The sequence below is a fragment of the Marinobacter salinexigens genome (assembly GCF_008370345.1).
GTDB classification, from domain to species: domain Bacteria; phylum Pseudomonadota; class Gammaproteobacteria; order Pseudomonadales; family Oleiphilaceae; genus Marinobacter; species Marinobacter salinexigens.
Genome location: NZ_VTUU01000001.1, coordinates 433,221 through 448,757, shown reverse-complemented (window position 1 = coordinate 448,757; position 15,537 = coordinate 433,221). Strand labels below are relative to the sequence as shown.

The following is a 15,537-nucleotide window of genomic DNA, read 5'->3' as shown; positions in this document are numbered from 1 at the left end:
ACCCATCATAATCAAAGGTGCCGCTGTGGCCTGATTCACTCTGCCCCCGCTCATCGGGCGCTACAACCTCCGGAGAAGTCAGGTCTCTTGATCCCACGAAATTTCCTCACCGTCTATGGTTTAAACCTACAGTCTAGTACGGAATAAACACTTAAACGGAGGCAGTTTTTACCTCAGATGATTCGTGAGAACCGCTGGCTTGCGCCTTCCTTACGATAAAGATCAAATATCTGGCAGATCGCCCGGATCAGCAGGCGTCCAGCTGGCTGCACCTGCAGTCGTGAACCATCATCCGCGACCAACTCGTCCTGCACCATCGGTTTCAGGCGGTTCAGCTCATCGGAAAAATAGCGATCAAAGTCCTCGTTCCATTCGGCGGCAAACTGCTGGCGATCAAGACGGAACTGGCAGATCAGCTGACCAATCACCCAGCGCCGGATGCGGTCATCACGGGTCAGGCTGACACCACGGGTGATAGCCAGTTGACCGGCATCAATAGCTTTCTCCCAGGATGGCAGGTCGTGATTGTTCTGGAAGTAGGCGTCATCGGTCTGGCCGATCGCCGATACGCCGAGGGATACCAGGTCACAGTCGGAGTGAGTGGTGTAGCCCTGGAAGTTCCTGTGCAGGCGCCCTTCCCGCTGAGCCACGGACAGACTGTCATCCGGTTTGGCAAAATGATCCATCCCGATGTATTCGTAACCCGCCTCCAGCAACCGGTTAATCGTGTTATGGAGGATGGTCAGTTTCTGCTGCGGTGTCGGCAGAGTATCCGACTGAATCCGCGTCTGCGGATAGAAACGATCCGGCAGGTGGGCATAGCTGAACACAGACAACCGGTCCGGTGACATTTCAATCACCGCTTCAAGGGTTTCAGCGAAGCTTTCCGGGGTCTGGTATGGCAGGCCATAGATCAGATCAAGGTTGATGGAACGAAAACCCAGTCGACGAGCTTCATTCAGCACCGCTTCGGTCATGTCCCGGGGCTGAACCCTGTTTACCGCCTTCTGCACTGCCGGGTTCACATCCTGAACTCCAAGGCTGATCCGGTTAAAGCCCAGTTCCCAGAGCGTCGGCAGAGTGTCCTGATCCACCTCGCGGGGATCGATCTCGACACTGTAGTCCCGGTTTTCATCTGACTGCAGGTTGAACAGCTCACTGTAGCCCGCCATCAGGTGCTGCATCACGTCCCGCGGCAGGAAAGTGGGCGTACCGCCGCCCCAATGCAGCTGACGGACGGGGCGGTCGGCGCCGAACAGTTTTGACTGGATCGCCGCTTCCTTGAGCACCCGTTCAACGTAAGGCATGGCCTTATCACGCTTCTTGGTGATTACTTTATTGCAGGCACAGTAGTAACAGAGATGCGCACAGAACGGCAGGTGCGTGTACAGCGACAGCGGGCTCCCGCTCGCCTTGCTCCTGCCTGCCGCTTTCACCATATCCTCCACACTGTAATTCGGCGTGAATTCCACCGCCGTGGGGTAGGACGTATAGCGGGGACCACTGAGGTCGTAACGGCGGATCAACGCATCGTCCCAGATAAACGTGGGAAGTGCAGACTCGTTGGATGAGGCAGCGGAGGTAAGAGGCATAAGCAGAACCTGAACTGGAAAAACTGATAGGAGGCCAATGGCCGGTATGTAACAAGTCTAGGTGAAGCAGATGCTATCCGCCTTGACTCGGGTCACCTGAGACCTCTTTAACAGTCTAGCAATCCCTGACCTGAACCACCTTTGCGCTCTTGGCGTATTGTCACTACCCCCAAAGGGAGAGGAAGGGGGAAAATCCGGACCAAACTCACCGACAACGGAGTATCCCGCCAGCCATGGCAAACCTGATTCTGATTCTTGGCGACCAGCTCACACCCGACATCAGCGCACTGAACGGTGCTGACCCTCGTCACGACCGTATTGCAATGGCGGAAGTTCATGACGAGGCCAGCTACACCAACCATCACAAGAAAAAACTGGTATTCATTTTCAGCGCCATGCGCCACTTCGCCCGGGCTCTCAAAGATCAGGGCTGGCAAGTTCACTACCAGCGTTACCATCCTCAGAACAGACATCAATCCATCGAAGGATTTGTCGGTGATCTGGTCAGCCTTACACAGCCCGATCGCGTGGTGACCACGGAGTGCGGAGAGTGGCGCCTCCACGAACAGATTCTTCAGTGGCAGGAACGGTTCGGAGTTCCGGTGGACATCAGATCCGATACCCGCTTCATTGCAAGCAAGCAGGAATTCGCCCATTGGGCGGCAGACAGGAAGTCACTGAGGATGGAGCATTTCTACCGGGAAATGCGCCGTAAAACAGGTCTCTTGATAACCCCGGAAGGCCAGCCCGAGGGGGGACAATGGAACTATGATGCGGACAACCGGAAAAAATGGACAGGCCAGCCACCGGCCCCTGCCCCCTTTCGGGTGGAACCGGACGCAACGACCAAAACCGTCATCTCAGAAGTTGAAGAACACTTCCCCGAACACTTTGGCACCGCTGAGGACTTCCATTTTGCGGTGACTGCCCGGGACGCAGCGCTGGCGCTGGAATACTTCATTGACTTCGCGCTGCCCTGTTTCGGGCATTATCAGGATTCCATGTCCGAGCATGAGGACTGGCTGTTCCACTCTGTGCTCTCACCCTACCTTAACTGTGGACTGCTGGACCCAGTGCAGGTCTGTGAAGCCGCAGCCCATGCCTGGTACACCGGGCAGGCACCGATCAATGCCGTCGAAGGGTTCATTCGCCAGATCATCGGCTGGCGGGAGTTTGTACGTGGAATATACTGGCTCAACATGCCGGACTATGCCCGCGAGAACCGCCTAGACAATACTCGCCCGCTGCCCTGGTTCTATTGGACGGGCGACACCCGGATGCGCTGCATGCACAAAGCGATTGATGCCACCCGGCGTAACGCCTACGCCCACCACATTCAGCGACTGATGGTCACCGGGAATTTCGCACTGCTGGCCGGGATCAAACCCGAGGAGATATGCGACTGGTACCTGGCGGTCTATGCCGACGCCTACGACTGGGTGGAGCTCCCCAATGTACTGGGCATGGTGATGCACGCCGATGGCGGATACCTTGGCTCAAAACCCTATGCCGCCAGTGGAAAGTACATCCAGCGCATGTCGGATCACTGCACTCACTGCCCATACAGCGTCAGCCAGTCGTTCGAGGACAACGCCTGCCCGTTCAATTCCCTGTACTGGCATTTTATTGATCGCCATCGCGACAGGTTCTCCGGCAACCCCCGCATGGCCATGATGTACCGGAACTGGGACCGGCAGGACCCGGTCAAACGGGCCAGAATACTCGCCCGGGCCCAAACTCTCATGGATAACATCGAGCAAATATAGCGCTGGCTGCTAAGCTGAATACCATCATGTCATTGCGCCGGCAAATGGATTGACAGTCATGGGAAAGGAAGGGCGTTCTCTTCTCGTCGGGGCCGTTGGGCTGATATGTTCGGGCACATCGTTTGGCTCTCCCCCAACGCTCAAACTCTATACATTCTCAGCACCACCGTATCAGGTGACCCATGGGACACCTGAGGACCAGCAGATCTCGGGGAAAACCACTCTGACGATAACCTGTGCGGTGGAGAAAGCTGGCTGGCGCCCCAGCATTCAGGTCACGCCACAACGCAGGGCGGTTCACTCCCTCGCCAGAAATCTCGTCGACGGTTATTTTGCGGTGGACCCGTCCTCCAGCCTCGATGCCATAGCGAAACGCAGCGATCCGGTTTCTCTGGAAAAATGGTACTTTTTCTCTCTGACGCCCCCGCCCTCACCCCGGCAGGCACGAATTGGCGTTGTGGCGGGCAGCAACGAGCACAATTGGTTGAAGGCCAACGGATACACAGTATTCCTGGAGGTCTCTTCAGCGAGCCAGCTTCTGGCACTGCTTGAAAGAGGCCGCATCGACCTGGCGTTGCTTGATGAACGGGTTATGGCCAGCCAGGAGCGCCAGAACCGTCGGCTGCATGCGACCTTTGTCCGGTACGCGCCCCTTCATCTTTACCTTGCCGAGGCGTTCACCCACCTGCACCCGGAGTTTCTGCCCGGCTTTAACCGTGCCTTGCCTGTTTGCGCAGAGGATTCGCTGACTCTGTCGGCTGAGGAACAACAGCGCATACGAGCATTGGCGACAGAGTTGGTGGAGGAACTCAATGCAGCCATCAACCTGCAACAGGCTCTGACGGCTGGACCCGGCGCTGCAACCCCGGCCGAGGTTCTAAAGCTTGATCGTCAATGGCAGGCTACGGCACCGGTCAGCGCCAGCGAACTAGCCGAGGATATTCTCGAACTCCCCGCCTCCGATGCGCTTAATGGGTGGCAACAAAGTCACCCATCGCTGGTCACCGAGGTTCTGCTGATCGACCAACTGGGGGCGATCCGGGCCATGAGCCAGTTAACATCCGATTACTGGCAAGGCGATGAGCCCAAGTTCACCCAACTGGTAAACCCGGCGGATGGTATACCTACCGACCTTTACATTTCTCCTATCCGATATGACGCATCCACCCGGCGCTTTCAGATTACCGTCAGTGCCCCGATACCGGACCGGGAGCATGGTTCTGCTGCCGGTGTAATCGCCTTCGGTCTGAATATCGAGCCGGCCCTGCAAACGGGCAATACGCCCGAAATCATGGGGGGCCAACCTCACACGCTAGAACAAGCGCCCAGAATTCTGAGAAATCGTTGACCACGACATCGGGCTTATCCGGATGTTTGTGAGTGCCGGGAAAAATCCGGTTCAGCCACGGCTGGTCCCACTGGGCACCATTGAAGAACACCGAAGTCATCCCTGCCCGCTTGGCGGCGATCACATCCGTGGTGCTATCGCCGACATACCAGACACTAGGATCCGGTGGATAATCCATCTTCTGAACGGCCAGCAGCAGCTGGTCGGGGTGCGGTTTACGCAGTGGGGTGTCATCACCGCAAACATCCACATCAAACAGTTCCGCCCAGCCGGTTCCTTCCACCGCCCGCAATTCATGCTCGAAGAACTCTCGGTCACGATTGGTAATCACACCCACCTGCATGTGCAGGCGACGCAGCCCTTCGAGCACATCACGAACCCTGGGTTCAAAGGCTTTGACGGTGCCGTAGTGGTTGCGGTAATGGAAATTGAAGACCCGGTGGGCGATCTGTTTGGCGTCCTGATCCTCACCAAACAGAACTTCAAAGATATCGGTACGTGATATTTTCCGGTCGGCTTTCACCTTTGGGTGTAGCCGCGCAAATTCGCGAACATAGGCGACAAGTCGTGCATCTTCCGGTGTTTTGCTCTCTTCCGGCGCCACCATGCGATCCATCAGATCCAGTTTGTGGAATTCCGGCAACATATCATCAACCGCGTGATACATCGCATCGAGCGTATCCACCAGGGTCGCGTGCCAGTCAAACAGCACCACCGACGGACGGATAAGCTTGACCACGGCCGGGTGCCAGTCCGCCTCCACCCTGGGTTCGGGGCGCTCTGGCGCCGGAAACGGTTTAGGTCTGACATCCGCGGGTGCCTGCCGGAAGTGCTCCGGATGACTCCGTTCAAGCAGAGCCAGAAGATCCAGCAAATCCTCAAAACTGTCGAGTACTGCCGTCGGGGCATCACGATGGGAAAACCAGCTGGCAATGCGGTCCGGTTCCCAGCAGGCACCGTTGTAGAACACCCTGGCCACGCCTGCGTTACTGGCGGTGAGCATATCCACGTAACTGTCGCCCACGTACCAGGCCCGTTCATCCGCTGGCAGGCCCAGCTTTTCGAGGGTTTTGGCGATGACTTCGGGATCAGGTTTGTATTCGGTCACATCATCTGCGCAGACCGTTGCATCAAACAGATTCTGCCAGCGGCCTTCATCAACAATCTTCAGCTCCTTATCAAGGAACTCCCGGTTGCGGTTAGTGGATACCGCCAGTTTGATGCCCATGGCTTTCATCGCTGAAAGGTATTCGTAGGCGCCGGGCTGAAAGGGTTTTACCTGGCCGAAGTATTTCCGGTAGGCCTTGTTGTATGCGTTGTGGGCAATCAGCTTGGCGTCCCGGTCATCGCCAAAGATGGCATTGAATATGTCCGTCCTCGACACCCGACGTTCGGCAAGGATTCGGGGGTGTAGACGTCGGAAAATCCGGATGTAACGCACCAGCCGGGCATCGTCCGGCGTCCGGCACTTATCTTCCGGCAGTAATCGCTCCACCAGTTCCAGCTCTTCCAGTCGCGGCAGCATCTCTTCCATGGCGCTGAACATGGCGTCGTGGGTGTCTACGAGGGTGCCATGCCAGTCAAAGATCAGTACCGATGGCGGTGGAATGGCATCGTCGAACTGGGTCATCGGGTGTCTCCGCGTCAAGTGAGGATTTACCTTGCAATCCGGAAGTCCGGGGTCAACACTCAAACCTATAATAAGAAGATAAACCCGGTTGGCCGGGTTTGCACACAGAGTGGATTCCATGCCCGATTTCGGCTTTCTGGCGCCTTATGATTACTCTCCGCTGACCATACTGGCTTTCATGCTGGTACTGGCGGGCTATGGCTATGCATTGCTGAATATGAAGCAGCAGGCGCGGCCGGGCTCGTTACGCATCGTGATCTTCGTGACTGGTGTACTGCTCTGTTACGGGGTTATGCAGACCCGGTTCGACTACTACTCCCAGTACATGTTCTTTGTCCATCGCGGCCAGCACCTGATTCTCCATCACCTGGGGCCATTCCTCATTGCACTGTCAAACCCGCTCCCTGTCTTCCGCTTCTGGCACCAGCGTATGGGACCGTCTCTTCTGCACTGGCTTTCGCCTTTGGGCTGGGCGTATCGAATCCTGCAGCAGCCGGCGCTTGCCGCATTCCTGTTTGTGGGTCTGATCTATTTCTGGCTCTGGCCTTCGATCCACTTCGACGCCATGCTGTCCCGGCCACTGTACTGGACCATGAACTGGAGCATGCTGCTGGATGGCCTGCTGTTCTGGTGGCTGATCTTTGATCCCCGTTCCCCGGTGACCACCACCGCACTTGGCTACGGCAAACGCATCCTGATGCTGGCTCTGGTGGCGGTTCCCCAGATGATTCTGGGCGCCTGGATTGTGTTCTCGAGAGGCATGGTCTATGACGTCTACGAAGTCTGCGGACGAGCCTGGCCGCTGGCACCGGAAACCGACCAGCTCCTCGGCGGCCTGCTGACCTGGATTCCACCGGCCATGATGAGCGTTATAGCGATTCTTATTGTGCTCAGGCGAGCCATGCATGAAGACGGAAAATTCGTAAAGTCCCGGTCGAAAGCCCCTTCCATGGCGGGAGAAAACGCATCATGAGGCATTGGCTCGCTGCCCTGGCATTGGTTGCCACGGGCCTACTTTTCGGCTGTTCCGGTAGTGCTGAAAACTGGCACGGCAAGGACATCAGCGGCCTGATGCCACCTCTGGAATTCGAACTCACCGATACCGACGGCGAATCCATGACCCCGGAAGCATCCAGAGGTTCGATCCGGCTGCTGTATTTTGGCTTTACTTCCTGCCCGGACGTATGCCCCACCACGCTCACCAGTCTGCGGCAATCCATCCATAAACTTCCGGAGAAATACCGGGACGATATCACCACTCTGTTCGTCAGCGTCGACCCACAACGGGACACGCCGGAACGACTTGAAAGCTACGTTCGCTTCTTTGGCGACCAGGTGGTCGGGCTGACAGGCAGCGAGAAGGATCTGCGGGATCTGACCAAACGCTACCGCACCACCTTCGGCTATGATAAGCCCGATGCCAGTGGCAACTACAACGTCTCCCACAGCAGTGCCGTCTATGTATTCGACCGGGGCGGAGAAGCCCGCCTGCTGCTTCGCCCGGGACTGACAACACAACAGATTGGTGATGACCTCGAAAAACTGGCCTCAGAGTCCTGACCTTGACCCTGAAGTAGCTACAGGGTTTTCAATAGGAGTCATATCACCCTGCGGAGTTTTGTGAATGCACAGTCACCACGATCACAGTCATGGCCACGGTCATAACCATGGCCATGCTCACCATTTCGACACCCACAATCGTTCCTTTGCGCTTGCCGTAGTCCTCAACGTGGCATTTGTGGTTATCGAGGCAATCTACGGGGTGCTCTCTGGCTCACTCGCACTACTGGCCGATGCAGGCCACAACCTGAGTGACGTTCTGGGGCTGATCATGGCCTGGGTTGCCAGCTGGCTGGCCACTCAAAAGGCCACGGACCGGAATACCTACGGTCTGAAAAAATCCACCATTCTGGCAGCCCTGTTCAATGCCCTGTTTCTGACCGCAGCGGTGGGAGGCATTGCCTGGGAAGCCATTCAGCGATTCAGTGATCCTGCTGAGGTTGCGGGCACTACAGTCATTGCCGTTGCCGGTATCGGGGTGTTGATCAACGGGATCACGATGATGCTGTTTCTGAAAGGACAGGAAGGTGATCTGAACATCCGCGGCGCCTTCCTGCACATGGCGGCAGATACCGCCGTATCGGTGGGTGTTGTCGTAGCAGGTTTAATCATCATGGCCACCGGACTGAACTGGATCGATCCGGTAGTCAGCCTGATCATTGCTGCGGTGATCTTTATCGGCACCTGGCAGTTGCTCAAGGATTCAGTGAATCTGGCGATGGACGCGGTACCCAGGAATATTGACCCAGAGGCGGTAAGGGAAAGCCTGCAGCAGCTACCCGGGGTCGACTCGGTGCACCATCTCCACATCTGGGGGCTGAGCACTACCGAGAGTGCTCTGACCGTGCATTTGGTAAAGCCCGATCCCCGCGACGATGACCAAGTCATAGAGCAAGCCACAGATATGTTAAGCCATGACTTCAATATCCGGCACGTCACTATCCAGTGGGAGCGAACCGCCAGCAACTGCCCGAATATGGCCTATTGCCACTGACCCGCCACTCCCACGTCACTGCTCTGACTGCATGTTACTTCTTGTCCAGTTGCTGCTGGTGTCGGAGCATCTGCTCCATCATCAGCTGCATCTGGTTCATCCTTTCTTCCATAAACTGCAGGCGCTCTTCGGAGCTCATATCGGCTCCGTTGCCCGGCCGCTGGTTGTTATCGGCCTGACCACCCATCATACCCTGCCCCATCATGCCTGAATTACCTGCACCTGGGCCCATCATGTTCCGGTGCATCAGCTCCATTTGCTCTTCCATAGCCTCCTGATGTTCCTCCAAAAGGCGCCGGCGTTCCTGTGCGGATTTCGTTGAAGGTACGTCCTCCATCATGTGGTTCATACGGGACCAGTTCTGGTGCATGCGATCCATTTGTTCCTGATCCATCATCATGCCCGGACCGTGGCCCTGAAATCCTCCTTCAGAGCCGTGGGCGAATCCAACAACAGGGCTTGCAGCCAGAAGTGTTACGACTGCGAGTTTTCTGAAGTTCATTATGATCACACTCCTAAATTAGTCATTCAGCATTCAAAACCATTAGGCGCTGCCAAGCTGAATTCAAACTGAATTTTCTGAAGAGTTCGGCGTGATATTGATTCCCGTCAAGTTCCCTTCAGATACAAAAAAGCCGCAGGCGAACCTGCGGCAACGTTAACCCAAGGAGACGCGTAACAACGAATGCGTCATAACCTGAGCAGTCCAGGCTCAGGACTCCATTAAAGCCCTCAAGTCTTAAATAAACCTGAACACCCACGACCGGATTTCATTGTTTTGGTCAAGAGAATCAAAATGCGATTCTGGTCCCGATGACCGCAAACCAGTCTTCGGTGCTACCGCCCTCTGCTCTGGCAAAATCGGCGGTATCACCGTATTTGCGCTCATGAACAACCCCTATGTAGGGAGAGATGGCCCGGTCGATCAGGTCATAGCGCAACCGCAGTCCGGTCTCCGTCGAGACCAGGCCTTTGCCGACGCCGATTTCCTCATCCTCACTAAACGCGACGGTGGCATCCAGTGCCGCAGAAAGAATCAGATGGTTAGTCAGGAGGAGTTCATACTCTGCGTCCAAGCCAGCGGAGGTATCGCCTTCATCACTCACGTACAGATTCGCGTCCACTTCAAACCACTGCGGTGCGAGCCCGGTGATTCCCAGCACACCGTAGGTCCGGTCAGGCCCCTCGGGTGTATCAAACCGAACGCCGGCCTTGGCATCGAAAAAGGTCGAAATGGGAGTCTGCAACACCAGTTGATTCTCCAGCGTCTCGTAGGCCTGTTCCTCGATGGCGTACTCACCTTTACCCAACCAGCGGAGCTTGAGTTCGTCAGTGCCGTAGAAGGCGTCGCCATTCCAGACTCCGAGTTCTTCATCATCATCGCTGTAACGGTACTCCAACTCCTCGAACTGAACGCCCCACAGGCGAAGCGCGTCTTTCCGGCCGGAGTCATCCAACCGCATGTCGGATGCCATAACCTGACTTGCGGACAGGGCCACGGCCAGCATCAATGCAGACAGTTTCAGGTTATTCATACATCACCTCCCACCCGCTCTTGCTCAACACCTGCAGTATTACCCTGTTCCGGCCCGCCTTCGACAATCACTTTCCGGAACATGCCAGAAGCTGCATGGTAGGAAAGGTGACAATGGAACGCCCACTGCCCTGGCGCATCCACCTCGGTTTCCATATACACAGTGGTGCCGGGCTGTACGCTGATGGTGTGTTTGACCGGATTCCATTTGCCCGCCCCGGTATCCAGGATCGACCACATACCGTGCAGGTGCATCGGATGGGTCATCATGGTTTCGTTGACGAACTTGAAGCGAACCCGCTCGCCATACTGGAGCTTGATGGCGTCAGCATCTTCGTACTTGATTCCGTTGATGCTCCAGCTATAGCGCTCCATGTTGCCGGTCAGTCGAAGCTCAATTTCACGGGTGGGCTCCCGATCCTCATACAGCGGTTTTTGTGCTTTCAGATCGGCATAGGACAGGAATTTCCCGCCGCTTGCTGCGGTCGGCACGAGACCACTTCCCTTGGCGTAGAACGGATCCTCAGCGCCGTTTCCAGACATCATCATGGAGCCATGATCCATCCCCGCCATATTTGAATGGTCCATGCCTGCCATAGCTGGCTCTTCTTGCTCTGGCATGACGCCATGGTCCATTCCAGACATGGAATCACCACCCATATCCATATCACCGTGATCCATACCGGACATGCCATCCTCGCCCATGCCCATACTGCCATGATCCATGCCGTGCATACCGCCCATATCAGCCATCGTCAGCAGGGGCGCATCCCTAAGTTCGGGAACCGGGCCTTCCATGCCTTCCCGAGGTGCAAGCGTAGCCCTTGCATAGCCCGAACGGCCCATGGATTCTGCAAAAATCGTAAAGGCTTCATCCGTTCTCGGCCTTACGATCACATCGTAGGTTTCCGCAACACCAATCCGGAATTCATCCACATTCACCGGCTGCACGTTGTTGCCATCGGCTTGTACTACCGTCATTTGAAGACCGGGAATCCGCACATCAAAATACGCCATGGCAGAGGAGTTAATAAACCGCAGGCGAATGCGCTCGCCCGGTTCGAACAGACCGGTCCAGTTCTGGTCCGGCCCCTTGCCGTTGATCAACCCGGTAAATCCCTGAACGTCTTCCACATCCGCTTTCATCATGCGCATGTCGCCCCAGGCCATGCGATCACTGAGGGCAGTCATGAAACCATGTTCGGAGACATCCGAGAAGAAATCGCCAACCGTCTGCTGTTTCCGGTTGTAGTAGTCCGGCATCATTTTCAGGTTACGCATGATCCGACCCGCATCGTGCGGGTGCTTATCGGTCAATTGAACCACGTATTCGCGATCATATCGGAAGGGCTCGCGGCCTTTCGGTTCAATCACAATTGAACCATAGGCACCATTAGGCTCCTGAAAGCCGGAGTGGCTGTGAAACCAGTAGGTACCGCTCTGCACGACCGGGAATGTGTAGGTGAACGTCTCACCTGCAGGGATACCTGCGAAACTGATTCCCGGAACGCCGTCCTGATCGAATGGCAGGATCAGACCGTGCCAGTGGATGGAAGTAGTCTCATCCAGGTTGTTGGTCACATTGATGGTGACTTCTTCGCCTTCCTTGAACCGAAGTACCGGACCCGGGGACGAACCGTTGTAGCCGATACCTTCCTTGACGAAGTCTCCGGTATCAATAATCACTCGATCAACGGAAATGTTGTACTCACCGGCGAGCGCCAGTGCTGGCATGAGGAGCCCGAGAACTCCCGCCATGAGGCTTCTGGTCATTACGAGGTTACTCCTGAAATACTGCGTTGGGAGCCACAACTGACGTGGCTCCCATTTCTACTGAAAAAAGGGGGGGCTGTCAGTGGGCACTGGCGTGGGCATCGGCACCTGCGTCAAAGTTTACGTCGCCGTACATGCCGGACTGGTAGTGGCCCGGAACATTGCACGCGAACTCCATGCTGGTTCTGGCGCTGAAGGTCCAGACAATCTCTTTCTTCTGGCCCGGCTCCAGCAGGACGCTATTGGGGTCGTCATGCTTCATGGTATGGCCGTTACCCATATCCATGTTCATCATCTCTTCATTGAGCTTACCGCCCTGGATCACGCCGTGCTCGACCATCATCATCATTTCTTTCTGATGCGCCTCATGCATTTTTGGGGTTCCGATGTTGAACTCATGCACCAGACTGCCGTTATTCTGGATCACGAAGCGCACAGTCTCACCCTGGGATACTTCGATTTCCTCAGGCTCGAAATAGTTATCGAACATTTCCACCTGAATAGTCCGGGAGACATCTTCAGCTTTACCAGCCTCGCCAAAGCCACCATCGTGACCACCACCATGGGTGCCACCCGCAAACACGGCTGCAGAGAGAGACATCGCCGCGACGGCAACACCGAACTTGGATAACTTCATCAGGTTTTCTCCTAAACTTGATTCAACAGATGCAATTCAGTTGCCCGGTAAAATTGAGCAATATCCAGAAACGGTTGCTACCATCTCGCACCAACCTGAATTCTTTCTGAAAATACCGAACTAAATGTTGTTCAGGTTGGATTCAGCTTGTTTCGCGATACTGACGCCGCCGATCACTCGCTAACCAATGGATACGCGATGCGACTTTTACTCATTGAGGACGACCGCCTGCTGGCCGACGCTCTTGGACGCCAACTCGAGAAGGCAGGCTTTAGTGTCGATAGCACCCGGACAGCGAAAGAAGCCGAAATACTCGGTAAGCAGGAAGACTATCGGGTGGGCGTTCTCGACCTTGGACTGCCCGATGGCAACGGTCTTGATGTGCTTCGGCATTGGCGTTCAAACAACGTCAGTTTTCCGGTTCTGATTCTGACCGCCCGGGGCGACTGGCAGGACAAGGTCAACGGTCTGAAGGCTGGTGCCGATGACTACCTCGCCAAACCGTTCCAAACCGAGGAGCTGATCGCCCGCCTGCACGCGATTGTTCGCAGAAGTGAGGGACGGCCACAATCCCAGGTGAAAGCTGGCCGGTTTGAGCTGGACGAAAACCGCCAGAGCCTGAAACTGGACGACGGAAGTGAACATAGCCTGACGGGAACTGAATTTCGGCTGTTGCGTTGCCTGATGAGCCGCCCGGGGCACGTCTTTTCGAAGGAACAGCTGATGGAGCAGCTCTACAACCTTAACGACAGCCCCAATGAGAACGTGATCGAAGCCTACATCCGGCGGCTGAGAAAACTGGTTGGCGCAGACACCATCACCACACGGCGCGGACAAGGCTATCTGTTCAATGCTTAGGAAACCGTCTTCGGTCAAAGCCGCCCTGCTGATGCTGCTTCTTCCCGCAGGCATTGGCCTGATGGTGCTGGCCTGGCTGGTGCATGGCCTGCTTCTGGAACGGATGGCACGGGAGTTTGTGGAAAGCCGGCTGAAGGACGAAGTAGCCTTCCTTGAACACCAGATACGTCAGTCCCAAGGTGACATAGACACCCTCCAGACCGGTGACTATTTCCAGGATGTCTTTCACCACGCCTTTGCCATACGCTCGCCAGATCAGACGCTGATCAGCCCCACCGCCTGGGCCCCCCTGCTTTCTCCCCTGCTGCGCGCCGAGCGGGACGGCAGCGTCCGACTTACCGATTCAACTGTCGCCGGTGCCCCTTCTGACATCCTGGCGTTCAGGCGGTCGTTCACCGTTGAGAGCACACCCATCGTCGTGATTGTGTCAGAAGACCTCGGCGCGCTGAAAAGCAGCCAGGCCGAACTACACGCCTGGACGGCCATCGTCTCGATACTGTTGATCCTGCTACTGGTCGCCGTTATCTGGCTGGGTATCAACCTTTCCCTGAGGCCGGTGGTCACCCTGAAAGCGGCACTGAAACGACTTCAGGAAGGCGGGATATCAAGAATCAACGTTCAGGCGCCGGATGAATTCCGCCCACTGGTGCTGCAACTGAACCAGTTGCTGGACTCCCTGGACCAGAGGCTTGAACGTTCGCGGGACAACCTTGCAAACCTCTCTCACAGCATCAAGACGCCGATTGCCGCCGTGCGGCAGACTCTGGAGGACGCCAGCCGACCGCTGGACAGCGAGCTTCGACAGGAACTGGTGACACGGCTGGGCGATATCGACCGACAACTCGAAGCAGAAATGCGCAGGAGCCGTTTTGCGGGCCCTCAGATCGGGAAAAGCGCCTATCCGGTAAACCAGGCGCGAGACCTGCTGTGGATGCTCGGCCGCCTGCACCCGGAGAAGACCTTTGAACTGTCTTCTGATTTGAATGAGGAACGCCGCTGGCCTCTGGAAGAACACGACCTGAACGAAATACTGGGCAATCTTCTGGACAACGCCGGCAAATGGTCGAAAAGTACCGTCGAGCTCTCGCTGCTGGAAGAGAACGAGCACATGAAAATTCTGGTCAACGACGATGGCCCGGGGGTAAGCCCCGAATCACTTGATTCGCTTGGCACCCGCGGTTTGAGGCTCGATGAGCAGATACCCGGCCATGGCCTGGGGCTGGCAATTGTTCGGGAAATCACCGAACGTTACGGTGGTATCCTGAGCTTTGACACAGCAGCCTGTGGCGGGCTGTCAGCGACCGTCGACATCCCATACTGACCGGAGACACCGGAGGAGTGAGCATTGAGAATTGGCGCCATCTCGAAAGCCGCGGGCATTCCGGTTGAGACCATCCGTTACTATGAAAAAATCGGCCTGTTGCCGGACCCCGATCGTGAACACAGCGGCTATCGCAGCTATCGTCAGGCGCACCTGGATCGCCTGCTGTTCATCAAGCGCTGTCGGAATCTGGATATGGCCCAGGATGAGATTCGCGAACTGATTCGTCTTGCCGATCAACCCGAGGCGGACTGCAGCGATGTGGACGCTTTACTGGCGAGGCATCTGGATCACGTTCGCGAGCGCCTCAGGGAACTCAAAAGCCTGGAGCAGACACTTGTGCGCCTGCAATCAGCCTGCACGAAAGGCCGCACCGTGAGCGAATGCGGCATACTCGGCGGCCTGGCGACAGAGCTGGGAGCCCTCGAGGACAATCAGCCCGCTAACGAAAACCATGTCCCGGGGACCCATGGACAGGGTCACCCCAAACCTGACTCTCACTCTTGACCCTGTAGCGACTACAG

Annotated in this window: 14 protein-coding genes; 8 read left to right on the top strand and 6 right to left on the bottom strand. The window is 56.3% G+C overall.

Translation table 11 applies throughout. The features are described 5' to 3' along the window. Window positions 1-173: 173 nt before the first annotated feature. Window positions 174-1,592 carry an oxygen-independent coproporphyrinogen III oxidase gene (gene hemN / locus FWJ25_RS02120; RefSeq protein ID WP_149598588.1) on the bottom strand — a complete coding sequence of 473 codons (1,419 nt, stop codon included), beginning with the start codon at window positions 1,590-1,592 and terminating at the stop codon, window positions 174-176. Window positions 1,593-1,825: 233 nt separating this feature from the next. Here hemN and FWJ25_RS02115 point away from each other — a divergent pair, with 233 nt between their 5' ends. Next, window positions 1,826-3,358, top strand: coding sequence for a cryptochrome/photolyase family protein (locus FWJ25_RS02115; protein WP_149598587.1), 1,533 nt, complete (start codon window positions 1,826-1,828; stop codon window positions 3,356-3,358). Window positions 3,359-3,416: 58 nt separating this feature from the next. Beyond that, complete coding sequence (locus tag FWJ25_RS02110) at window positions 3,417-4,706, top strand: transporter substrate-binding domain-containing protein (protein ID WP_149598586.1); 1,290 nt, start codon at window positions 3,417-3,419, stop codon at window positions 4,704-4,706. Here FWJ25_RS02110 and FWJ25_RS02105 read toward each other — a convergent pair. Continuing rightward, on the bottom strand, window positions 4,648-6,336 hold the full coding sequence (locus FWJ25_RS02105) for an HAD family hydrolase (RefSeq protein WP_149598585.1): 1,689 nt from the start codon (window positions 6,334-6,336) through the stop codon (window positions 4,648-4,650). The genes FWJ25_RS02110 and FWJ25_RS02105 overlap by 59 nt on opposite strands. A gap of 118 nt (window positions 6,337-6,454) precedes the next feature. Here FWJ25_RS02105 and FWJ25_RS02100 point away from each other — a divergent pair, with 118 nt between their 5' ends. The 3 genes from FWJ25_RS02100 (at window position 6,455) to FWJ25_RS02090 (ending at window position 8,890) form a co-directional block, all read left to right on the top strand. After that, on the top strand, window positions 6,455-7,309 hold the full coding sequence (locus FWJ25_RS02100) for a cytochrome c oxidase assembly protein (RefSeq protein WP_149598584.1): 855 nt from the start codon (window positions 6,455-6,457) through the stop codon (window positions 7,307-7,309). Further along, window positions 7,306-7,896 (top strand): SCO family protein, encoded by a 591-nt coding sequence (locus tag FWJ25_RS02095; protein ID WP_149598583.1) that lies wholly within the window; start codon window positions 7,306-7,308, stop codon window positions 7,894-7,896. Before FWJ25_RS02100 ends, FWJ25_RS02095 begins: the two co-directional genes overlap by 4 nt. A 64-nt stretch (window positions 7,897-7,960) precedes the next feature. Further along, entirely contained in the window at window positions 7,961-8,890 is a 930-nt protein-coding gene (locus tag FWJ25_RS02090) for a cation diffusion facilitator family transporter (protein ID WP_149598582.1), read from the top strand. A 34-nt stretch (window positions 8,891-8,924) separates the two neighbouring features. Here FWJ25_RS02090 and FWJ25_RS02085 read toward each other — a convergent pair whose 3' ends face one another. The 4 genes from FWJ25_RS02085 to FWJ25_RS02070 form a co-directional block, all read right to left on the bottom strand. Then, window positions 8,925-9,392, bottom strand: a complete 468-nt coding sequence (locus FWJ25_RS02085; RefSeq protein WP_246166629.1) for a MerR family transcriptional regulator — start codon at window positions 9,390-9,392, stop codon at window positions 8,925-8,927. 289 nt (window positions 9,393-9,681) lie between these two features. After that, entirely contained in the window at window positions 9,682-10,353 is a 672-nt protein-coding gene (locus FWJ25_RS02080; protein ID WP_438616551.1) for a copper resistance protein B, read from the bottom strand. 68 nt (window positions 10,354-10,421) lie between these two features. Next, complete coding sequence (locus FWJ25_RS02075; protein WP_149598580.1) at window positions 10,422-12,197, bottom strand: copper resistance system multicopper oxidase; 1,776 nt, start codon at window positions 12,195-12,197, stop codon at window positions 10,422-10,424. A gap of 79 nt (window positions 12,198-12,276) precedes the next feature. Next, a complete protein-coding gene (locus tag FWJ25_RS02070) occupies window positions 12,277-12,834 on the bottom strand; it encodes a cupredoxin domain-containing protein (protein WP_149598579.1) in 558 nt (185 codons plus the stop codon). A gap of 198 nt (window positions 12,835-13,032) precedes the next feature. Here FWJ25_RS02070 and FWJ25_RS02065 point away from each other — a divergent pair, with 198 nt between their 5' ends. Genes FWJ25_RS02065 through cadR form a run of 3 tightly spaced genes read left to right on the top strand, consistent with a single transcriptional unit; the run spans window position 13,033 to window position 15,520 of the window. Then, the gene (locus FWJ25_RS02065; RefSeq protein WP_149598578.1) at window positions 13,033-13,692 is read left to right on the top strand and encodes a response regulator transcription factor; all 660 of its coding nucleotides are present in this window, start codon (window positions 13,033-13,035) and stop codon (window positions 13,690-13,692) included. Continuing rightward, complete coding sequence (locus FWJ25_RS02060; protein WP_246166628.1) at window positions 13,685-15,013, top strand: ATP-binding protein; 1,329 nt, start codon at window positions 13,685-13,687, stop codon at window positions 15,011-15,013. The genes FWJ25_RS02065 and FWJ25_RS02060 overlap by 8 nt, the downstream gene beginning before the upstream one ends. Window positions 15,014-15,037: 24 nt before the next feature. After that, window positions 15,038-15,520: a Cd(II)/Pb(II)-responsive transcriptional regulator gene (gene cadR, locus FWJ25_RS02055; protein WP_149598577.1), complete on the top strand. Its 483-nt coding sequence runs from the start codon at window positions 15,038-15,040 to the stop codon at window positions 15,518-15,520. The last annotated feature ends 17 nt before the right edge of the window (window positions 15,521-15,537 follow it).

Coding starts and splice junctions, on each gene's coding strand:
- FWJ25_RS02085 (WP_246166629.1), bottom strand. CDS start 9,392: ATGAACTTCAGAAAACTCGCAGTCGTAACACTTCTGGCTGCAAGCCCT.
- FWJ25_RS02060 (WP_246166628.1), top strand. CDS start 13,685: ATGCTTAGGAAACCGTCTTCGGTCAAAGCCGCCCTGCTGATGCTGCTT.
- FWJ25_RS02080 (WP_438616551.1), bottom strand. CDS start 10,353: ATGCGGTTGGATGACTCCGGCCGGAAAGACGCGCTTCGCCTGTGGGGC.
- FWJ25_RS02110 (WP_149598586.1), top strand. CDS start 3,417: ATGGGAAAGGAAGGGCGTTCTCTTCTCGTCGGGGCCGTTGGGCTGATA.
- FWJ25_RS02090 (WP_149598582.1), top strand. CDS start 7,961: ATGCACAGTCACCACGATCACAGTCATGGCCACGGTCATAACCATGGC.
- FWJ25_RS02070 (WP_149598579.1), bottom strand. CDS start 12,834: ATGAAGTTATCCAAGTTCGGTGTTGCCGTCGCGGCGATGTCTCTCTCT.
- FWJ25_RS02075 (WP_149598580.1), bottom strand. CDS start 12,197: ATGACCAGAAGCCTCATGGCGGGAGTTCTCGGGCTCCTCATGCCAGCA.
- FWJ25_RS02105 (WP_149598585.1), bottom strand. CDS start 6,336: ATGACCCAGTTCGACGATGCCATTCCACCGCCATCGGTACTGATCTTT.
- FWJ25_RS02065 (WP_149598578.1), top strand. CDS start 13,033: ATGCGACTTTTACTCATTGAGGACGACCGCCTGCTGGCCGACGCTCTT.
- FWJ25_RS02100 (WP_149598584.1), top strand. CDS start 6,455: ATGCCCGATTTCGGCTTTCTGGCGCCTTATGATTACTCTCCGCTGACC.
- hemN (WP_149598588.1), bottom strand. CDS start 1,592: ATGCCTCTTACCTCCGCTGCCTCATCCAACGAGTCTGCACTTCCCACG.
- FWJ25_RS02115 (WP_149598587.1), top strand. CDS start 1,826: ATGGCAAACCTGATTCTGATTCTTGGCGACCAGCTCACACCCGACATC.
- FWJ25_RS02095 (WP_149598583.1), top strand. CDS start 7,306: ATGAGGCATTGGCTCGCTGCCCTGGCATTGGTTGCCACGGGCCTACTT.